Origin of the sequence: Pseudomonas sp. HMSC067G02, from assembly GCF_001813485.1 — a bacterium.
Taxonomy (GTDB): Bacteria; Pseudomonadota; Gammaproteobacteria; order Pseudomonadales; family Pseudomonadaceae; genus Pseudomonas; species Pseudomonas aeruginosa.
Genome location: NZ_KV812700.1, coordinates 192520 through 213581 on the forward strand (window position 1 = coordinate 192520; position 21062 = coordinate 213581).

At 64.5% G+C, this 21062-nt stretch carries 19 protein-coding genes; 16 read left to right on the forward strand and 3 right to left on the reverse strand.

Going from position 1 to position 21062, the window contains the following annotated elements; genetic code table 11:
• Position 1 precedes the first annotated feature (1 nt).
• Positions 2-709: an arginyltransferase gene (locus HMPREF2914_RS22015; RefSeq protein ID WP_003090424.1), complete on the forward strand. Its 708-nt coding sequence runs from the start codon at positions 2-4 to the stop codon at positions 707-709.
• A 104-nt stretch (positions 710-813) separates the two neighbouring features.
• Positions 814-1032 carry a translation initiation factor IF-1 gene (infA, locus tag HMPREF2914_RS22020; protein WP_002553999.1) on the forward strand — a complete coding sequence of 73 codons (219 nt, stop codon included), beginning with the start codon at positions 814-816 and terminating at the stop codon, positions 1030-1032.
• Between the two features lie 81 nt (positions 1033-1113).
• Here infA and clpA read toward each other — a convergent pair whose 3' ends face one another.
• On the reverse strand, positions 1114-3390 hold the full coding sequence (clpA, locus tag HMPREF2914_RS22025) for an ATP-dependent Clp protease ATP-binding subunit ClpA (RefSeq protein WP_003090432.1): 2277 nt from the start codon (positions 3388-3390) through the stop codon (positions 1114-1116).
• A 27-nt stretch (positions 3391-3417) separates the two neighbouring features.
• Positions 3418-3786, reverse strand: coding sequence for an ATP-dependent Clp protease adapter ClpS (gene clpS / locus HMPREF2914_RS22030; RefSeq protein WP_003097649.1), 369 nt, complete (start codon positions 3784-3786; stop codon positions 3418-3420).
• A gap of 225 nt (positions 3787-4011) precedes the next feature.
• Between clpS and cspD the strand changes: the two genes are divergently transcribed.
• Positions 4012-4284, forward strand: a complete 273-nt coding sequence (gene cspD / locus HMPREF2914_RS22035) for a cold shock domain-containing protein CspD (protein WP_003090435.1) — start codon at positions 4012-4014, stop codon at positions 4282-4284.
• A gap of 73 nt (positions 4285-4357) precedes the next feature.
• Here the strand turns inward: cspD and icd are convergent, their stop codons facing one another.
• On the reverse strand, positions 4358-5614 hold the full coding sequence (icd, locus tag HMPREF2914_RS22040) for an NADP-dependent isocitrate dehydrogenase (RefSeq protein ID WP_003090436.1): 1257 nt from the start codon (positions 5612-5614) through the stop codon (positions 4358-4360).
• Positions 5615-5972: 358 nt separating this feature from the next.
• Here icd and HMPREF2914_RS22045 point away from each other — a divergent pair, with 358 nt between their 5' ends.
• From HMPREF2914_RS22045 to HMPREF2914_RS22105, 13 genes are all read left to right on the forward strand, one after another.
• On the forward strand, positions 5973-8198 hold the full coding sequence (locus HMPREF2914_RS22045; RefSeq protein WP_023091680.1) for an NADP-dependent isocitrate dehydrogenase: 2226 nt from the start codon (positions 5973-5975) through the stop codon (positions 8196-8198).
• 86 nt (positions 8199-8284) lie between these two features.
• Positions 8285-8755, forward strand: coding sequence for an NUDIX hydrolase (locus tag HMPREF2914_RS22050; RefSeq protein ID WP_003090438.1), 471 nt, complete (start codon positions 8285-8287; stop codon positions 8753-8755).
• A 43-nt stretch (positions 8756-8798) separates the two neighbouring features.
• The gene (gene mnmA / locus HMPREF2914_RS22055) at positions 8799-9926 is read left to right on the forward strand and encodes a tRNA 2-thiouridine(34) synthase MnmA (protein WP_003131114.1); all 1128 of its coding nucleotides are present in this window, start codon (positions 8799-8801) and stop codon (positions 9924-9926) included.
• Complete coding sequence (gene hflD, locus HMPREF2914_RS22060; RefSeq protein ID WP_003090440.1) at positions 9923-10543, forward strand: high frequency lysogenization protein HflD; 621 nt, start codon at positions 9923-9925, stop codon at positions 10541-10543. Before mnmA ends, hflD begins: the two co-directional genes overlap by 4 nt.
• Positions 10544-10545: 2 nt before the next feature.
• Positions 10546-11436, forward strand: coding sequence for a DMT family transporter (locus HMPREF2914_RS22065; RefSeq protein ID WP_023091679.1), 891 nt, complete (start codon positions 10546-10548; stop codon positions 11434-11436).
• Between the two features lie 75 nt (positions 11437-11511).
• The gene (gene purB / locus HMPREF2914_RS22070; protein ID WP_003090442.1) at positions 11512-12882 is read left to right on the forward strand and encodes an adenylosuccinate lyase; all 1371 of its coding nucleotides are present in this window, start codon (positions 11512-11514) and stop codon (positions 12880-12882) included.
• Positions 12883-12941: 59 nt separating this feature from the next.
• Positions 12942-14111 (forward strand): ribosomal protein uL16 3-hydroxylase, encoded by a 1170-nt coding sequence (locus HMPREF2914_RS22075; protein ID WP_003090443.1) that lies wholly within the window; start codon positions 12942-12944, stop codon positions 14109-14111.
• A complete protein-coding gene (locus HMPREF2914_RS22080) occupies positions 14104-14529 on the forward strand; it encodes a GNAT family N-acetyltransferase (protein ID WP_003090444.1) in 426 nt (141 codons plus the stop codon). Before HMPREF2914_RS22075 ends, HMPREF2914_RS22080 begins: the two co-directional genes overlap by 8 nt.
• 6 nt (positions 14530-14535) lie before the next feature.
• Entirely contained in the window at positions 14536-15156 is a 621-nt protein-coding gene (locus tag HMPREF2914_RS22085) for a DUF7931 domain-containing protein (protein ID WP_023091678.1), read from the forward strand.
• Positions 15153-15974 (forward strand): secretin N-terminal domain-containing protein, encoded by an 822-nt coding sequence (locus HMPREF2914_RS22090; protein ID WP_023091677.1) that lies wholly within the window; start codon positions 15153-15155, stop codon positions 15972-15974. Before HMPREF2914_RS22085 ends, HMPREF2914_RS22090 begins: the two co-directional genes overlap by 4 nt.
• A 594-nt stretch (positions 15975-16568) precedes the next feature.
• Positions 16569-18164: an isocitrate lyase gene (locus HMPREF2914_RS22095; protein ID WP_003090447.1), complete on the forward strand. Its 1596-nt coding sequence runs from the start codon at positions 16569-16571 to the stop codon at positions 18162-18164.
• Positions 18165-18342: 178 nt separating this feature from the next.
• A complete protein-coding gene (locus HMPREF2914_RS22100; protein WP_023091676.1) occupies positions 18343-20361 on the forward strand; it encodes a PhoX family protein in 2019 nt (672 codons plus the stop codon).
• Between the two features lie 78 nt (positions 20362-20439).
• Complete coding sequence (locus tag HMPREF2914_RS22105; protein WP_003119967.1) at positions 20440-20994, forward strand: DUF4442 domain-containing protein; 555 nt, start codon at positions 20440-20442, stop codon at positions 20992-20994.
• Positions 20995-21062: the final 68 nt, after the last annotated feature.

The window sequence follows — 21062 nt, forward strand, 5'->3', positions numbered from 1 at the left end:
CATGACCGAACTCGCCCGACTGAAGTTCTACGCGACGCAACCGCACCCGTGCAGCTACCTGCCCGAGGAGCAGGCAACCACCCTGTTCCTCGATCCCAGCCAGCCCATGGACACGCAGCTGTACGCCTCGCTGTCGGAAGTCGGCTTCCGCCGCAGCGGCGACCATCTCTATCGTCCGCACTGCCAGCATTGCACCGCCTGCATCGCCGCGCGCATACCGGTCGCCGACTTCAGCCCGAACCGCCAGCAGCGGCGCATCCTCAAGCGCAATGCGGAACTGGAGGTGATCCGCAAGCGACCGAGCTTCAACGAGGAGTACTACGACCTCTATCGGCGCTACATCGAGCAACGCCACGCCGACGGCGACATGTATCCGCCCAGCCGCGACCAGTTCGCCACCTTCCTGGTCCGCGACCTGCCCTTCTGCTGCTTCTTCGAGTTCCGCCTGCATGGCCGCCTGCTGGCCATAGCCGTGACGGACGTGCTGCCGAACGGACTCTCGGCCGTCTATACCTTCTACGATCCCGACGAAGAGCAGCGCAGCCTGGGACGCTATGCGATCCTCTGGCAGATCGCCGAGACCGAACGCCTGGGCCTGCAGGCCGTCTACCTGGGCTACTGGATCAAGAATTGCCGCAAGATGAACTACAAGACCCAGTACCGGCCCATCGAACTGTTCGTCAACCAGCGCTGGGTCGCCCTCACCTGATAGCCGTGTGGCGCTATTGTCGATTTTCTGGCACAATGCACGCCGCTTTTCACGGCCCACCTCTCATTGAAAGGGCCACCCATAGATACCGAGGGCTCTACTGCATGTCGAAAGAAGACAGCTTCGAAATGGAAGGTACTGTCGTCGACACCCTGCCCAACACCATGTTCCGTGTGGAGTTGGAAAATGGGCACGTCGTCACCGCGCACATCTCCGGCAAAATGCGCAAGAACTACATCCGCATCCTCACCGGCGACAAGGTCCGCGTGGAACTGACGCCCTACGACCTGAGCAAGGGCCGCATCACCTACCGCGCCCGCTGAGTCGACACGAGCCGCTGCGGCTCGCCGATTGCAAAAGAAAACGCCCGGCATCTGCCGGGCGTTTTCGTTGCCGCGCTCGGATCAGGCGGGCTCCGCCGCCGTGATCTCGAACTCGAAGGCCAGCTCGTCGCCCTTCAGGTCGACATGCACCAGGCCGCCATGCTCGGCCAGCTCGCCGAACAGGATCTCCTCGGCCAACGGCCGCTTGATCTTGTCCTGGATAAGCCGCGCCATCGGTCGCGCACCCATCTGCACGTCGTAGCCCTTCTCCGCCAGCCAGCCGCGCGCCGCATCGCTGACCTCGAGCTGGACGCGCTTGTCCTCCAGCTGCGCCTGCAGCTCGGTGAGGAACTTGTCGACCACGCTCTTGATCGTCTCGGTGCTCAGGCGGCCGAACTGGATGATGGTATCCAGGCGGTTGCGGAACTCCGGGGTGAAACTCTTCTTGATCACTTCCATCGCATCGGTGGTGTGATCCTGCTGGTTGAAGCCGATCGACGCGCGCGCCGCCACTTCCGCGCCGGCGTTGGTGGTCATGATCAGGATGATGTTGCGGAAGTCCGCCTTGCGCCCGTTGTTGTCGGTCAGGGTGCCGTGGTCCATCACCTGCAGCAGCAGGTTGAAGACCTCCGGGTGAGCCTTCTCGATCTCGTCGAGCAGCAACACGCAGTGCGGGGTCTTGGTGATCGCCTCGGTGAGCAGGCCGCCCTGGTCGAAGCCGACGTAGCCCGGAGGCGCACCGATCAGCCGCGACACGGTATGCCGCTCCATGTACTCGGACATGTCGAAGCGCACCAGTTCCACGCCCAAGGCCTTCGCCAACTGCCGCGCCACTTCGGTCTTGCCCACGCCGGTGGGACCGGCGAAGAGGAACGAGCCGACCGGCTTGTCCGGCGCCTTGAGCCCGGCCCGGGACAACTTGATCGCGGTGGACAGCGACTCGATGGCGTCGTCCTGGCCGAACACGGTCAGCTTGAGGTCGCGTTCGAGGTTGCGCAGCAACTCCTTGTCGGAGGTGGTGACGTGTTTCGGCGGGATCCGCGCGATCTTCGCCACGATATCCTCGACCTGCGCCACCTCGATGCGCTTCACGCGCTTCTCTTCCGGCTGCAGGCGCTGGTAGGCGCCCGCCTCGTCGATGACGTCGATGGCCTTGTCCGGCATGTGCCGGTCGTTGATGTAGCGCGCCGCCAGCTCGGCCGCGGCGCGCAGCGCCTCGTCGCTGTACTCGATGTGGTGATGCTGCTCGAAGCGCCCCTTGAGACCCTTGAGGATGCCATAGGTGTCTTCCACCGACGGCTCGGTCACGTCGACCTTCTGGAAGCGCCGCGCCAAGGCCCGGTCCTTCTCGAAGATGCCGCGGAACTCCTGGAAGGTGGTCGAGCCGATGCAGCGGATCTCGCCCGAGGACAGAACCGGCTTGAGCAGGTTGGAGGCGTCCATTACCCCGCCGGATGCCGCACCGGCACCGATGATGGTATGGATCTCGTCGATGAACAGCACCGCGTGCGGGCGCTTGCGCAACTCGTTGAGCAAGGCCTTGAAGCGCTTCTCGAAGTCGCCGCGGTACTTGGTACCCGCGAGCAAGGCACCCAGGTCGAGGGAGTAGACCACGCTGTCGGCCAGCAGGTCCGGCACCTGGCCATCGACGATGCGTTTGGCCAGGCCCTCGGCGATGGCCGTCTTGCCGACCCCCGCCTCACCTACCAGCAACGGGTTGTTCTTGCGCCGACGGGCAAGGATCTGCGCCACCCGCTCGACTTCATGCTCGCGCCCCACCAGCGGGTCGATCCGCCCCTGGCGAGCCAGTTCGTTGAGGTTGCTGGCATAGGCGTCCAGCGGATGGTTGGACGTGGCCGACTCGCCACCTTCCTCATCCTGCATATCCTGCTCCCCATCCTGCGGATGTTCGGCATGCCCGGGCACCTTGGAGATACCATGGGCGATGTAGTTCACCACATCGATACGCGCGATGCTCTGCTGCTTGAGCAGGAACACCGCCTGGCTTTCCTGTTCGCTGAAGATCGCCACCAGGACATTGGCCCCGGTCACTTCGCGCTTGCCGGAACTCTGCACGTGGAACACCGCACGCTGCAGGACGCGCTGGAAGCCCAGCGTCGGCTGGGTTTCGCGCTCGTCGTCGTGCTGCGGGATCAGCGGCGTGGTGGAATCGATGAATTCCTGCAGGTCGCGCCGCAGCTTGTCCAGGTTGGCACCGCACGCACGCAATACCGTTGCCGCCGCCTCATTGTCCAGCAAGGCCAGCAGCAGGTGCTCAACCGTCATGAATTCATGGCGTTTGGCCCTCGCCTCCTTGAAGGCGAGATTGAGGGTGACTTCGAGCTCTCGATTCAACATGGCTTCACCTCGCTCCCAAACATCCGATCAACTGTCTTTCTCTATCTCGCAGAGCAATGGATGCTGGCTCTCCCGTGCATACTGATTGACCTGCATCGCCTTGGTTTCGGCCACGTCCCGGGTAAACAAGCCGCAGACCGCCTTACCCTGAGTATGTACCGTCAACATGATCTTGGTGGCTTTTTCCCGGTCCATGTTGAAGAACACTTCCAGCACTTCAACAACAAAGTCCATCGGCGTGTAATCGTCGTTGAACAGTACCACCTTATACAACGGTGGCGGCTGTAATACAGGCTTCGACTCCTGTACCGCGAGCCCCGCCCCTTCGTCCTCGTGTTCATGAGGCTCGGGATGGTCCTGATTGAATGTTAGTCGAATCTGGCTAGGTGCATGCATGAGGAAAAAAAGCTTTGCCTTTCTGGAAAGTTATGGACCGACATGATGTTGATCCGTTTCTCAGGCGTATGGTTCAGCGCCTTGACTAACTGCAAAAGGGTGTTACAAACAATGGAATACCCCTACAGGGTATCAGGGGTTCCGCACCCGTCTCGACCCAGGTCGGACGCGGGATCGTAGTGGATGATACTCCAGCGTTGGAGTCCTTTGCAGAGGGATATGAGCATGCTCAGCGGTAAGGTCAAGTGGTTCAACAACGCCAAGGGCTACGGGTTCATCCTGGCCGAGGGCCGAGATGAGGACCTGTTCGCCCATTACTCGGCCATTCAGATGGACGGTTACAAGACACTCAAGGCGGGCCAGCCGGTCAATTTCGAGATCATCCAGGGACCGAAGGGACTGCATGCCATCAACATCAGCCCCGCCACCGCGACAACCGCCGCACCCTCCGCCCCCGCCCCGCAGGAAGAGCCGCAGGCGACGCCCATCGAAGCCTGACCCCCAACGCGGATGCGGAAATGAAAAAGGCCGGTGCGAACCGGCCTTTTTCTCGTTCGGGCGCTAGCCCTTCCTACATCTTGGCGATCATCGCGTCGCCGAACTCCGAGCAGGACAGCAGGGTCGCGCCGTCCATCAGGCGTTCGAAGTCATAGGTCACGGTCTTGGCGGCGATCGCCCCGTTGGTGCCCTTGATGATCAGGTCGGCCGCCTCGGTCCAGCCCATGTGGCGCAGCATCATCTCCGCGGAGAGGATCAGCGAACCCGGGTTGACCTTGTCCTGGCCGGCGTACTTCGGCGCGGTGCCGTGGGTCGCCTCGAACATGGCCACCGAATCGGACAGGTTGGCGCCGGGCGCGATGCCGATGCCGCCGACCTCGGCCGCCAGGGCGTCGGAGAGATAGTCGCCGTTCAGGTTCAGGGTGGCGATCACGTCGTACTCGGCGGGGCGCAGCAGAATCTGCTGCAACATGGCGTCGGCGATCACGTCCTTGACCACGACGTTCTTGCCGGTCTTCGGGTTCTTGAACTGCATCCACGGACCGCCGTCCAGCAGCTCGGCGCCGAATTCATCGCGCGCGACTTCGTAACCCCAATCCTTGAAGGCACCCTCGGTGAACTTCATGATGTTGCCCTTGTGCACCAGGGTCACCGAACTGCGGTCGTTGTCGACGGCGTATTGCAGGGCCTTGCGCACCAGGCGCTTGGTGCCTTCCTGGGAAACCGGCTTGATGCCGATGCCGCAGTTCTCGGTGAAGCGGATTTTCTTGACGCCCATTTCCTCGGTGAGGAACTTGATGACCTTCTCCGCCTCCGGCGAACCGGCCTTCCACTCGACGCCGGCATAGATGTCCTCGGAGTTCTCGCGGAAGATCACCATGTCTACGTCGCCGGGCTTCTTCACCGGGCTGGGCACGCCTTCGAACCAGCGTACCGGGCGCTGGCAGACGTAGAGATCGAGTTGCTGGCGCAGGGCCACGTTCAGGGAGCGGATGCCGCCACCGACCGGGGTGGTCAGCGGGCCCTTGATGGAAACCACGTAGTCGCGCACGGCGTCCAGGGTTTCCTGGGGCAGCCAGGTGTCCTGGTCATAGACCTGGGTGGCCTTCTCGCCGGCGTAGACTTCCATCCAGGCGATCTTGCGCTCGCCCTTGTATGCTTTTTCCACTGCAGCGTCGACAACCTTGATCATGACCGGGCTGATATCGACGCCGATGCCATCACCCTCGATGAACGGGATGATCGGGTTCTTCGGTACGCTCAAGGACATGTCGGCATTCACAGTGATTTTGTCACCGGTCGCCGGCACCTGGATCTTTTGGTATCCCATGCTGAACTCCGTGTTGTGGTTAAAACCCTGTTGCAGCCTTCTAGGGTAGCCCAGTTGTCCGCCCGGAAACCACATCTTCCTTAGTCTAAACAGGCGAGCGCATCAGCCCGGCGAGAGGGTGGTATACTGCGCGCCATGACTTCGCAGTCATCGAGGTCCGAGCAGTCTGGGACCAGACCCTCTCCCCTCGCAGCGTCGGGTTCGCCACCATGAGCCCGCCGTACAACGCTCTACTGGCGCCCCTATATCCCGCGGCATATCTCGATTTCGATTCAACCCGATGTTGAGCGAAGGCATCGCGTCCACCAACGCGTATCGAGACTCTGTGCGCGCCCAGCAAAAAAGAGAGTTACCGTAGATGTCCATCCGCTCGAAGATCACCTACACCTTCACCGACGAAGCACCTGCGCTCGCCACCTACTCGCTCCTCCCCATCGTCAAGGCCTTTGCCGCGTCCGCCGGCATCGACGTCGAGACCAGCGACATCTCTCTTGCAGGACGCATCCTGGCCAACTTCGCCGACCGCCTCGACGCCGACCAGCGTATCGAAGACGACCTCGCCCGCCTGGCGGTCCTGGCCACCTCGCCCGACGCCAATATCATCAAGCTGCCCAACATCAGCGCCTCGGTGCCCCAGCTGAAAGGCGCAATCGCCGAGCTGCAGGGCCTGGGCTACAAGGTTCCCGACTTCCCGGAAGACCCGCAGACCGACGAAGAGAAAGAGGTTCGCGCACGCTACGCGAAGATCCTCGGCAGCGCCGTGAACCCGGTCCTGCGCGAAGGCAACTCCGACCGTCGCGCGCCTGCCGCGGTGAAGGCCTACGCCCGCAAGCACCCGCACTCCATGGGCAAGTGGAGCATGGCCTCGCGCTCCCACGCCGACTACATGCGCGGCGGCGACTTCTTCTCCAGCGAACAGTCCATCACCATGGCCAAGGCCGGTGACGTGCGCATCGAGTTCGTCGGCAAGGACGGCAAGGTCGAGGTCAAGAAGCAACTGAGCCTGCAGGAAGGCGAAGTGCTCGACAGCATGTTCATGAGCTGCGGCAAGCTGCGCGACTTCTTCGAGAAGACCCTGCAGGACTGCAAGGAAACCGGCGTCATGTGGTCCCTGCACGTCAAGGCGACCATGATGAAGATTTCCCACCCGATCGTCTTCGGGCATGCGGTGAGCGTCTACTACAAGGACGTCTTCGACAAGTGGGGCCAACTCTTCGAAGAGCTCGGCGTGAACCCGAACAACGGTATCTCCAGCGTCTACGACAAGATCAAGTCGCTGCCCGCCTCCCAGCAGGAAGAGATCCTCCACGACATCCACGAGGTGTACAGCCACCGCCCGGAAATGGCGATGGTCGACTCCGTGAAAGGCATCACCAACCTGCACATTCCGAGCGACGTCATCGTCGACGCCTCGATGCCGGCGATGATCCGCAACTCCGGCCAGATGTGGGGCAAGGACGGCAAGCAGAAAGACACCAAGGCGGTAATGCCGGAAAGCACCTACGCCCGCATCTACCAGGAGATGATCAACTTCTGCAAGACCAACGGCGCCTTCGACCCGACCACCATGGGCAGCGTGCCGAACGTCGGCCTGATGGCGCAGAAGGCCGAGGAATACGGCTCCCACGACAAGACCTTCGAAATGACCGCCGACGGCACCATGCGCGTGGTCCTGGCCGACGGCAGCGTGCTGATGCAGCACGACGTGGAGACCGGCGACATCTGGCGCGCCTGCCAGACCAAGGACGCACCGATCCGCGACTGGGTCAAGCTGGCCGTCACCCGCGCACGCCAGTCCGATACCCCGGCGATCTTCTGGCTGGACCCGGAGCGCGCCCACGACCGCGAACTGCGCAAGAAGGTCGAGCTGTACCTCAAGGACCACGACCTGACCGGTCTCGACATCAGCATCATGGGCTACAACGAGGCCATTCGCGTCAGCATGGAACGCCTGATCCGCGGCAAGGACACCATCTCGGTGACCGGCAACGTCCTGCGCGACTACCTGACCGACCTGTTCCCGATCATGGAACTGGGCACCTCGGCCAAGATGCTCTCCATCGTTCCGCTGATGGCGGGCGGCGGCATGTACGAAACCGGCGCCGGCGGCTCGGCACCCAAGCACGTCCAGCAACTGGTGGAAGAGAACTACCTGCGCTGGGACTCCCTGGGCGAGTTCCTGGCCCTGGCCGTGTCCCTGGAGGAAACCGGGATCAAGACCGGCAACGCCAAGGCCAAGCTGCTCGGCAAGGCGCTGGACGAAGCCACCGGCAAGCTGCTGGACAACAACAAGTCGCCGTCGCGCAAGGTCGGCGACATCGACAACCGCGGCAGCCACTTCTACCTGGCGATGTACTGGGCCCAGGCCCTGGCCGCCCAGGACGAAGACGCCGAACTGAAAGCGCACTTCGCACCGCTGGCCAAGGCCCTGACCGAGCAGGAAGCGACCATCGTCGCCGAACTCAATGCGGTCCAGGGCAAGCCGGCCGAGATCGGCGGCTACTATCGCTCCAACCCGGAGCTGACCAGCAAGGTGATGCGCCCCAGCGCCACCTTCAACGCGGCGATCGACAGCCTGGCCTGACAGCGTCACGCTGACGAAGCAGAAACCCCGGGCCTACGCTCGGGGTTTCTTTTTATCGAGGCCTTTTCCGTACCGAGGAGACATCCATGAGCTGGCATCCCCATGTCACCGTAGCGACCATCGTCGAGGACCAGGGCCGCTTCCTGCTGGTCGAGGAACAGGCCGACGGCCGCGAGGTGCTGAACCAGCCCGCCGGGCACCTGGAGCCCGCCGAAAGCCTGCTCGAGGCCGCCCTGCGCGAAACCCTCGAGGAAACCGGCTGGGAGGTCGAGCTGAGCGCCGTCACCGGCATCTACCTGTACACCGCGCCGTCCAACGGTGTCACCTATCAGCGCGTATGCTTCGCCGCCCGCCCCGTGCGCCACCACCCCGAGCGCGCCCTCGACGACGGCATCATCGGCCCGCGCTGGCTGAGCCGCGACGAACTGGCCGCCCAGCCGCAGCGCTGGCGCAGCCACCTGGTGCTGCGCTGCATCGACGACTACCTGGCCGGCGGCCGCTATCCCCTGGCGCTGATCCGCGACACCCACGTGTCGCCCTCCCTGCCCCAGGCCTGATAGAATCCGCGTTTTACGAATTCGCCCGTGACGCCTGATCGCTATGTCTGAATCCGCCCCCACCCCACGCCGCGAGCGCGTGATCGTCGGCATGTCCGGCGGCGTCGACTCGTCCGTCTCCGCCCTGCTCCTGTTGCAGCAGGGCTATCAGGTCGAAGGCCTGTTCATGAAGAACTGGGACGAGGACGACGGCACCGAATATTGTACCGCCCGCGAGGACCTGGCCGACGCCCAGGCCGTCTGCGACCGGATCGGCATCAAGCTGCACACGGCGAACTTCGCCGCGGAATACTGGGATAACGTGTTCGAGCACTTCCTTGCCGAGTACAAGGCCGGCCGTACGCCGAACCCGGACATCCTCTGCAACCGCGAAATCAAGTTCAAGGCGTTCCTCGACTACGCGCTGATGCTCGGCGCGGACCTGATCGCCACCGGCCACTATGTGCGGCGCCGTGACCGCGACGGGCGCACCGAGCTGCTCAAGGGCCTGGACCCGAACAAGGATCAGAGCTACTTCCTGCACGCGGTGGGCGGCGAGCAGATCGCCCGCAGCCTGTTCCCCGTCGGCGAACTGGAGAAGCCGGAAGTCCGCGCCATCGCCGAGAAGCATGGCCTCGCCACGGCGAAGAAGAAGGACTCCACGGGCATCTGCTTCATTGGCGAGCGACGCTTCACCGATTTCCTCAAGCAGTACCTGCCGGCCCAGCCGGGCGACATCGAGACCACCGAAGGCAAGGTCATCGGTCGCCACAGCGGCCTGATGTACCACACCATCGGCCAGCGCCAGGGCCTCGGCATCGGCGGCCTCAAGGAGGCCGGCGACGATCCCTGGTACGTACTCGGCAAGGACCTGCAACGCAACGTGCTGCTGGTCGGCCAGGGCAACGACCACCCGCTGCTGTTCTCCCGCGCCCTGCTGGCCTCGCGAATCTACTGGGTCAACCCGGTCGAACTGGAGCGGCCGCGCCGCCTGCGGGCCAAGGTGCGCTACCGGCAGAGCGACCAGGACTGCGTCCTGGAGAAAACCGCCGAAGGCTACCGCGCGGTGTTCGACGAACCGCAGCGCGCAGTGACCCCGGGGCAATCGGTGGTGTTCTACGACGGCGACGTCTGCCTCGGCGGCGGCGTGATCGAAACGGCGGAAGCCTGGGATTTCGGAGGACGCCCGTGAGCGATCCGCGACAGCAACTGATTGCCCTCGGCGCCGTCTTCGAATCCGCAGCCCTGGTCGACAAGCTGGCACGCACCGGGCAGATCAGCGAAGCCCCGCTGGGCTGCATGCTCGGCAGCCTGCTGGCGCGCAACCCGGCCAGCACCCTGGACGTCTACGGTGGCGACAGCCTCAACCTGCGCGACGGCTTCAAGGCCCTGGCCAGCGCCCTGGAGCGCAAGCCCGGCAGCCTGCAGCGCGAACCGCTGCGCTACGCCCTGGCGATGCTGACCCTGGAACGGCAACTGGACAAGCGCGGCGACATGCTTGACCTGATCGGCCAGCGCCTCGACCAGGTCGAACAGCAGGTCCAGCACTTCGGCCTGGTCCACGAGAACGTCATCGCCTCGTTCGCCAGCATCTACCAGGACACCCTCAGCACCTTCCGCCAGCGCATCCAGGTACACGGCGACATGCGCCATCTGCAGGTCAGCAGCAACGCCGCGCGGATCCGCGCCCTGCTGCTCGCCGGCATCCGCTCGGCGCGGCTCTGGCGGCAACTGGGCGGCAGCCGCTGGCAGATGGTGTTCAGCCGGCGCCGGCTGCTCAACGAACTCTATCCCCTGCTGCGCGGCTAGCCATGGCCATGGCCGGAAGCCAGCCGCAACGGCGCAACAGCCCGACCCAGGGCGCTGCCATGCTGGCTCTTTCGGCGCTGTTCTTCGCCCTGATGGGCGGCCTGATCCGCGAGGCTTCCAGCACCGTCAACAACGAAACCGTGGTGTTCTTCCGCAACCTCGTCGGCGTGCTGTTCTTCCTGCCCCTGGCGCTGACTCGCGGCATCGGCCCGCTGCGCACCCGCCGCCCGCTATCGCACCTGCTGCGCACCACCTACGGCCTGGGCGGCATGTACTGCTACTTCTACGCCCTCGCCCACCTACCGCTGACCGACGCCATGCTGTTCAGCTATGCCGCGCCGGTGTTCACGCCGCTGATCGCACACCTGTGGATCAAGGAGCCGCTGACCCGCCGCATGATGGTCGCCACCCTGGTCGGCTTCCTCGGCGTGCTGCTGGTGGCCAGGCCCAGCGGCGTGGTAGTGGCGCCGATCGCCCTGGTCGGCATCGCTTCCAGCCTGATGGCCGCCTGTGCCTTCGTCTCGATCCGCGAAATGAGCGACAGCGAGCCGGCCTATCGCATCGTCTTCTACTTCGCCCTGTTCGGCACCCTGTTCTCCGCCGTGCCGCTGGCCTGGGCCTGGCAGCCGCTGAACGGCCAGGAACTGCTCCTGCTGCTCGGCGCCGGACTGTTCGCCAGCCTCGGCCAACTGACCATGTCGCAGGCCTATGCCCTGGCCTCCCCGGGAGTGATCGGACCGATCGCCTACATGGCCATCGTTTTCGCCGGGGTGATCGCCTGGCTGCGCTGGGACGAACTGCCCAGCCACACGTCGCTGCTCGGCGCCGCCCTGATCTTCGCCGCCAGCCTGATCCCCCTGCTGGGCAACCGCCCCGCCGAAAGGCCCCGCTGAATGCCCCACCGGGGCGCACCTTTCATGTATGATATGCGCCCCTTTTTCGTTGACTTCCAGCCACGAGAACGTCTCATGCAGCTTTCCTCGCTCACCGCGGTATCCCCCGTCGATGGCCGCTATGCCGGCAAAACCAGCAGCCTGCGTCCGATCTTCAGCGAATACGGCCTGATCCGTTTCCGCGTCATGGTGGAAGTCCGCTGGCTGCAGCGCCTCGCCGCCCACGCCGGGATTCCCGAGGTCGCGCCGTTCTCCGCCGAAGCCAACGCCCTGCTCGACAGCCTGGCCAGCGACTTCCAGCTGGAACACGCCGAACGCATCAAGGAAATCGAGCGCACCACCAACCACGACGTGAAAGCCGTGGAGTACCTGCTCAAGGAACAGGCCGCCAAGCTCCCGGAGCTGGCCGCGGTCAGCGAGTTCATCCACTTCGCCTGCACCTCCGAGGACATCAACAACCTGTCCCACGCCCTGATGCTCCGCGAGGGTCGCGACAGCGTGCTGCTGCCGCTGATGCGCCAGATCGCCGAGGCCATCCGCGAACTGGCGGTGAAATTCGCCGACGTGCCGATGCTCTCCCGCACCCACGGCCAGCCTGCCTCGCCGACCACCCTGGGCAAGGAACTGGCCAACGTCGTCTACCGCCTGGAGCGGCAGATCAAGCAGGTCGCCGGGATCGAGTTGCTGGGCAAGATCAACGGTGCCGTGGGCAACTACAACGCCCACCTGTCCGCCTATCCCGAAGTCGACTGGGAAGCCAACGCCCGCCAGTTCATCGAAGGCGACCTCGGCCTGACCTTCAACCCCTACACCACCCAGATCGAGCCGCACGACTACATCGCCGAGCTGTTCGATGCGATCGCCCGCTTCAACACCATCCTCATCGACTTCGACCGCGACGTCTGGGGCTACATCTCCCTCGGCTACTTCAAGCAGAAGACCGTGGCCGGCGAGATCGGCTCCTCGACCATGCCGCACAAGGTCAACCCGATCGACTTCGAGAACTCCGAGGGTAACCTCGGCATCGCCAACGCGCTGTTCCAGCACCTGGCCAGCAAGCTGCCGATCTCGCGCTGGCAGCGCGACCTGACCGACTCCACCGTGCTGCGCAACCTCGGCGTCGGCATCGCCCACAGCGTCATCGCCTACGAGGCCAGCCTGAAGGGCATCGGCAAGCTGGAGCTGAACGCCCAGCGCATCGCCGAGGACCTGGACGCCTGCTGGGAAGTCCTCGCCGAGCCGGTGCAGACCGTGATGCGTCGCTATGGCGTGGAAAACCCCTACGAAAAGCTGAAGGAACTGACCCGCGGCAAAGGCATCAGCGCCGAAGCCTTGCAGACTTTCATCGAAGAGCTGGCGATTCCCGCCGAGGCCAAGGTCGAGCTGAAGAAGCTGACCCCGGCCGGCTACGTCGGCAATGCCGCCGCCCAGGCCAAGCGCATCTGAGCACGCAACCCTTTTGCACGCCCGGCTGCGCCGGGCGTTTTTGTTTCAAGGACTTAACCATGAATGCTGATACTCCCCTGCAACTTCTGGGCGGACTGACCGCTGCCGAATTCCTCCGCGACTACTGGCAGCGCAAACCGCTGCTGGTCCGCCAGGCAATCCCGGACTTCGAAAGCCCGCTGTCCGCCGACGAGCTGGCCGGGCTGTCGCTGGAGGAATCGGTGGAATCGCGCATCGTCCTCGAACACGGGAAAACCCCGTGGGAAATGCGCCGTGGCCCGTTCCAGGAGGAGGACTACCAGCACCTGCCGGAACAGGACTGGACCCTGCTGGTGCAGGCGGTCGACCAGTTCGTCCCGGAAGTCGCCCAACTGCTGGAGCAATTCCGCTTCCTGCCCAGCTGGCGGATCGACGACGTGATGATCAGCTACGCCGCTCCCGGCGGCGGCGTCGGTCCGCACTTCGACAACTACGACGTATTCCTGCTTCAGGGCCACGGACGCCGGCGCTGGAAAGTCGGACAGATGTGCAGCAGCGACAGCCCGCTGCGCGAGCACGCCGACCTGCGCATCCTCGCCGACTTCGAACAGAGCGACGAGTGGGTCCTGGAGCCCGGCGACATGCTCTACCTGCCCCCGCGCCTCGCCCACTACGGCATTGCCGAAGACGAGTGCATGACCTACTCGATCGGCTTCCGCGCGCCCAGCGCCGCCGAAGTGCTGACCCATTTCACCGACTTCCTCGGCCAGTTCCTCTCCGACGAGGAGCGCTACACCGATGCCGGCCTACAACCGGTAGGCGACGATCCGCACCAGATCCAGCGCGACGCTCTGGAGCGCCTGCAGGGCCTGATCCAGGAGCACATGAGCGACGAGCGCCTGCTGCTGACCTGGTTCGGCCAGTTCATGACCGAGCCGCGCTATCCTGAACTGGTTGCCGGCGAGGATATCCCCGAAGAGGAGCTATTCGGCGCCCTCGAGGATGGCGCGCTGCTGGTGCGCAACCCCAGCGCCCGCCTGGCCTGGAGCGAGATCGACATCGGCCTGGTGCTGTTCGCCAGCGGCCAGAGCGTACTCCTGCCCGGCCAGCTCAAGGAACTGCTGAAGCTGGTCTGCTCGGCCGATGCGTTGCATCTGGAAAACCTCGGCCAATGGCTGGCCGACGACGATGCGCGTAAGCTGTTGGCGGAGTTGGTCAAACAGGGCAGTTTGGAGTTTGCAGATGAATAAGATCCGCGTACGCGTAGCCGACTGGCAGAAGGACAATGCCGAGCTGCGCCGCATCCGCGAAGCGGTCTTCATTGCCGAACAGTCGGTTCCGCCGGAACTGGAGTGGGACGCCGAAGACGACGAAGCCGTGCATTTTCTCGCCTATGAAGGCGAATACGCGATCGGCACCGCGCGCCTGCTGGGCGACGGGCACATCGGCAGGGTCTCGGTACTCAAGGACTGGCGCGGCCTGAAGGTCGGCGACGCGCTGATGCGCGCGGCCATCGAGGAAGCCGAGCGACGCGGCCTGAAGCGCCAACTGCTGACCGCGCAGGTCTATGCCATACCCTTCTACGAGCGACTGGGCTTCAAGGTCGACAGCGGCGAGTTCCTCGACGCCGGCCTGCCCCATGTCGACATGGTTCGCGACAGCGACTGAGGCCCGATGAGCGACGCCCCGGAGACCTCGCCGGCCGACCTGCCGGCCATCGAATTCAGCTCTCCGGGGCGCTTTGCGGTACGCAACCCGGCCAGCGCCGCGCTGCCTGCGGAACGCTGGGAACCAGCGCCATTCCGCCTCGGCGAACATGAGCCGCTGGAGCGCTTCGAGCATCCGCAGGAAGCCCGCGCCCATGCCCTGGCCCTCCTGCAGCAGGCCCGCCGCTCGCTCTGCCTGCACAGTCCCGACCTGGAAAGCTGGCTCTATCACCACAGCAGCATCCAGGAAGCCTGCACCCGTTTCCTCCTGGCCAATCCACGCAATCGCCTGCGTATCCTCGTTGGCGACAGCGCCCAGGCCGTGCGCAACGGCCACCGCCTGATCAGCCTTTCGCGCCGCCTGTCGAGCAACTGCCTGATCCGCCGGCTCAACCCGGACTACCCTAAAGAGGACGACGCCTTCCTCCTGGCCGACGACCAGGGCCTGCTACTGCGCCCGAAACCGGCGCAACCGGCGGGCTACGCCTGCTACCGTGCCGCCGGGCGGGTGCGTCAACTCCAGGCCCGCTTCGAGCAGGCCTGGGACACCAGCCTTTCCGACCCGGACCTGCGGAGCTTCCTCCTGTGACCCTGTTGCGCACCACCCTGCTCTCCTCGCTGCTGGCGACGGTCGTTCTCGGCGCCTCGGCCGCCCCGCGCACCGAAGTGATCCCGCTCAACTACCGCACCGCCGACGACGTGATGGCGGTGGCCCAGTCGGTCATCGGCAGCGAAGGCAAGGTCACCGCCTATGGCAACCAGCTGATCGTCAATGCCGAGCCGGCGAAGATCCGCGAGTTGCAATCGGTCCTGCAGCAGATCGACTCGCGCCCGCATCGCCTGCTGATCACCGTGGATACCAGCGAGAACCTGCAACAGGACAGCCGCGGCTATTCGGTGGATGGTTCGGCCAGCGCCGGCAACATCGAGATCCAGAGCGGCCGCGGCGAGGTCAACGGCAAGGATCGCGTCCGCATCATCCGTCGCTCCACCGACAGCCGTTCCGGCGGCAGCCAGCAGGTCCAGGCCACCGAGGGCTACCCGGCGCTGATCCAGGTCGGCCAGAGCGTCCCCATCACCAGCACCGCCACCGGTCCCTACGGGCAGATCTACAGCCAGACCGAATACCGCAACGTCAACCGCGGCTTCTACGTCACCGCGACGCTGACCGGCAATCTGGTGCACGTCACCATCAGCTCCAGCAATGACCACCTCAGCCAGAGCCATCCCGGCGTCATCGATACCCAGAGCACCGACACCCGGGTCAGCGGCAAGCTCGGCGAGTGGATCACCCTGGGCGGCGTCAGCGAACAGAACCAGGCCGACCAGCGCGGCTTCGTGCGTCGCTACTCGACCCAGGGACGCGACGACACCAGCCTGCGCCTGAAAGTCGAAACCCTCGACTGACCGACGGCGCTCTTTCCAGCGCGAATTGCCTCCCGCTCCGGCAAAGCCGCGGGGCGCGGGCTCTTGCGGGCATTTTCGATGCAAACGGAAACATCTCGACCAGACAAGACCATCCGGTCACTCTTAGACCTTCGTGTAGTAGTCTTGAAAAAACACTACAAAACGTTTGACGACGGATTTTTTCCAGAGCATGATGGCCCCGCTCCCGCTAATCAGGGGCTCTGAAACGACGAGCTCCCGGTGCCTGCGCCGATACGCCCTCGGCCTCCACCGTGTTGATCTGCCCACAAGGCGGCTTGACGAGATTGCGACTGGAACGAAGTTGTCCTGAGGGACGGGGAAGCGTTTACGTATCAGCCAGATCGAAAGACTCGACAGCGAGTCGCCCACCGGCAACCACGAGCCGAACGGCACTTGAGCCAGTCGAGAAGCACGGTCCGCGAACTGTTCGTCTCCACCCCCTCCTCGGCGTCATTCTTCGCCACGGTCATTCTCTCGCCATGCAGCGGTGAGCCACCCGCAAGACAACCTTCACCAGCAGGTTTTGAGTGGGTCAGTCGGTGCTCAACCAATACATTTCTTGAAGGATTGACCATGTCCGCATATCAGAACGAGATCAAGGCAGTTGCCGCGCTGAAAGAGAAGAACGGCAGCAGCTGGAGCGCGATCAACCCCGAGTACGCAGCTCGCATGCGTATCCAGAACCGCTTCAAGACCGGCCTGGATATCGCCAAGTACACCGCGGCCATCATGCGCAAGGACATGGCCGAATACGATGCGGACTCCTCCGTCTACACCCAGTCGCTGGGTTGCTGGCACGGCTTCATCGGGCAGCAGAAGCTGATCTCGATCAAGAAGCACCTGAAGACCACCAACAAGCGCTACCTCTACCTGTCCGGTTGGATGGTCGCCGCGCTGCGCTCCGACTTCGGCCCGCTGCCGGACCAGTCCATGCACGAGAAAACCGCGGTTTCCGGCCTGATCGAAGAGCTGTACACCTTCCTGCGCCAGGCTGACGCCCGCGAGCTGGACCTGCTGTTCACCGGCCTGGACGCTGCCCGCGCCGCTGGCGACAAGGCCAAGGAAGCCGAGCTGCTGGCCCAGATCGACAACTTCGAAACCCACGTGGTGCCGATCATCGCCGACATCGACGCCGGCTTCGGCAACGCCGAGGCGACCTACCTGCTGGCCAAGAAGATGATCGAAGCCGGCGCCTGCTGCATCCAGATCGAGAACCAGGTGTCCGACGAGAAGCAGTGCGGCCACCAGGACGGCAAGGTCACCGTTCCGCACATCGACTTCCTCGCCAAGATCAATGCCGTACGCTACGCCTTCCTCGAGCTGGGCGTGGACGATGGCGTGATCGTCGCCCGTACCGACTCCCTGGGCGCCGGCCTGACCAAGCAGATCGCCGTGACCAACGAGCCGGGCGACCTGGGCGACCTGTACAACTCCTTCCTGGATTGCGAAGAGATCTCCGAGGCCGAGCTGGGCAACGGCGACGTCGTGATCAAGCGCGAAGGCAAACTGCTGCGTCCGAAGCGCCTGGCTTCCAACCTGTTCCAGTTCCGCAAGGGCACCGGCGAAGATCGCTGCGTCCTGGACTGCATCACCTCGCTGCAGAACGGCGCCGACCTGCTCTGGATCGAAACCGAGAAGCCGCACGTCGGCCAGATCAAGGCAATGGTCGATCGCATCCGCGAAGTGATTCCGAACGCCAAGCTGGTCTACAACAACAGCCCGTCCTTCAACTGGACCCTGAACTTCCGCCAGCAGGTGTTCGATGCGTTCGTCGCCGAAGGCAAGGACGTTTCCGCCTACGACCGCAACAAGCTGATGAGCGTCGAGTACGACGACACCGAGCTGGCCAAGGTCGCCGACGAGAAGATCCGCACCTTCCAGCGCGATGGCTCGGCCCACGCCGGCATCTTCCACCACCTGATCACCCTGCCGACCTACCACACCGCCGCGCTGTCCACCGACAACCTGGCCAAGGGCTACTTCGCCGACGAAGGCATGCTGGCCTACGTGAAGGGCGTGCAGCGCCAGGAACTGCGCCAGGGCATCGCCTGCGTCAAGCACCAGAACATGGCGGGCTCCGACATCGGCGACAACCATAAAGAGTACTTCGCTGGCGAAGCCGCTCTGAAGGCCAGCGGCAAAGACAACACCATGAACCAGTTCCACTAAGGAACAGGGGCCAGCCGGGCAGCCACGATCTGCCCGGCCCGCCTCGCGAAAACCCCGGCTCCGGCCGGGGTTTTTCATTTCCGGATCATGGCAAAAGGCCTCGAGTGCCTGTCATCGTCCCGTCGCTTTCAGCGGTTAGCGTCAATGCTCCGTCGATCAGCCCACAAGGAGCACGTCCGTGAGCCTGGAGAAAAAAGATGCCATCCTGTTCGGTGATGGCGACGAGTTGCCCAGCAACCATTCGAACAACCCGCACATGAACGACCTGATCGCCGGCCTCGGCCGCCGCCAGGTCCTGGCCGGCGGCGCGGCGCTCGGCGCCCTCGCCTTCCTCGGCGTCGCGCTCCCCGCCAGCGCCGCTCCCGCCGAAGCGCAGGCGCCCGCCGCGGAAGGCCTGCGCGGCTTGCCTTTCAAACGCCGCAACCGCTTACCCTTCGAAGCCCTCGCCAGCGGCCGCGCCGATACCATCCGGGTGCCCGCCGGCTACAAGGCGACGCCCTTCATACCCTGGGGCACCCCGATCAGCGGCAGTTATCCGGGATTCCTCGACGACGCCAGCAACAGCGCCCAGGACCAGGCCGAACAGATCGGCATGCACCACGACGGCATGCACTTCTTCCCGATCGACGCGCAGTTCGGCTTCGGCGGCGGACACATCAGCAACCATGGCCTGCTGGTGCTCAACCATGAATACATCGACGCGCCGCTGCTGCACACCAATGGCCCGACCGTGGTCGATGGCAAGCGCACCGTCGCCGATGAAGTGCGCAAGGAAATCAACGCCCATGGCGTTTCCGTCGTGGAGATCCGTCGCAACGTGCGTGGCGAGTGGAATGTCGTGCCGTCGCAACGCAATCGGCGGATCACCGCCGCCACGCCGATGCGTATCGCCGGCCCGGCGCGCGGCCACGAACTGCTGCGCACCCGCCACAGTCCGGACGGCACCCGCACCCGCGGCACCCACAACAACTGTTCCAACGGTTTCACCCCCTGGGGCACCTACCTCACCTGCGAGGAGAACTGGGTCGGCTATTTCTCCACCCAGGACAGCGAACTGCCGCGCGAACTGACCCGCTACGGCATTCGCAACACCAGCCGTTTCGGCTGGGAGACCCTGGCGGGCGACGAGTTCGAGCGCTTCGACGCCACCCGCAAGGGCAAACAGGCTCAGGACGACTACCGCAACGAACCGAACAACTTCGGCTGGATCGTCGAGATCGACCCGTTCGACCCGCAATCGGTACCGGTCAAGCGCACCGCTCTCGGCCGCTTCGCCCACGAAGGCCTGGTCTTCGCCCCGGTCAAGCCGGGCCGCCAGGTAGTCTGCTACTCTGGCGACGACTCGCAGAACGAGTACATCTACAAGTACGTCAGCCGCGACAAGTTCCGTCCGGGTCGCAGCAACGCTCGCCTGCTCGACGAAGGCACCCTCTACGTCGCCCGCTTCAACGCCGATGGCAGTGGCCAGTGGCTGCCGCTGGACATCGCCGACGGCAACTTCCGCGCGGCCTGTCGCAAGGCCGGGGTGAGCTTCGCCGACCAGGGCGAAGTGCTGATCAACACCCGCCTGGCCGCCGATGTCCTCGGCGCGACCAAGATGGATCGCCCGGAGTGGGGCGCGGTCAACCCGGACAACGGTGACGTCTACTTCACCCTCACCAACAACACGTCGCGCACCGTCGCCGACGCGGCCAACCCACGGGTGAAGAACGCCTACGGCCATATCATCCGCTGGCGCGAACGCAGCCGCGACTATGCCGGCCAACGCTTCACCTGGGACCTGTTCATGCTCGCCGGTCCCGGCGAAGACAGCCGCGGCCCGGACGGCAAGCCGCTGAACCAGGACAATATCCTGGCCAGCCCCGACGGCCTCTGGTTCGACCCGGAAGGCCGCCTGTGGATCCAGACCGACATGAGCGGCAGCCAGTTGAGCAGCGGCCCGTTCGGCAACAACCAGATGCTGGTGGCCGACCCGCGCACCGGCGAACTGAAGCGCTTCCTCACCGGTCCGCTGGGTTGCGAGGTGACCGGCATTGCCGCGACGCCGGACTTCCGTACGCTGTTCATCAACATCCAGCACCCGGGGGAAGGCTCGACCGCCGATAACCTCCTCAGCACCTGGCCGGACGGGCCGGGCCGCCGGCCACGCTCGGCCACCGTGGTGATCACCCGCGAAGACGGCCGACGCCTGCTCTGACGCGCCACGACGACCTGCGTTGGCCGGAATGCCGGCGCAGGTCGCCGCTACAGCCGTGGGCAAGCCCGGGCAAAGCGGGTGGAATGCAGGCTCCCCTCTCTATGGAAGGACGCCAGCATGCCCAAGCGCAATCGTCTCAGCCGCGCCGTCGGCGCCATCAACCTCCTCCCCCGCCGCCTGCGCAGCCGCAGCCTGACGCTGCTGCTGGGCTCCCAGGTGCGCTTCGCCGGCACGGCGAGGGTGCGCATCCATGAACTGGGGCAGGAGCGCGCCATCCTCAGCCTGAAGAACCGTCGACCGGTGCAGAACCACATAAAAGGTATCCATGCCGCAGCGATGGCCTTGCTCGCCGAGTCGGCCAGCGGCTTCCTGGTCGGAATGAACGTACCGGACGACAAGCTGCCGCTGATCAAGACCATGAAGATCGACTATCTCAAGCGCGCCCAGGGCGACCTGACCGCCATCGCGACGCTGGAGGCCGGACAGATCGAGCAGATCCGGCAACAGGACAAGGGCGAGGTCCGCGTGGCGGTGCTGGTCAGCGACGAGAACGGCAACCAGCCGATCGCCTGCGAGATGGTCTGGGCCTGGGTCGGCAAGAAACCCCGGGACGCTACCGCAGCCCCTAGGTAGCGCACCTCCAGAGCGACTACATCTGCGCTGCGAAGCTAACCGCCGCAAACCTTGCCCAGCGCCTTCGC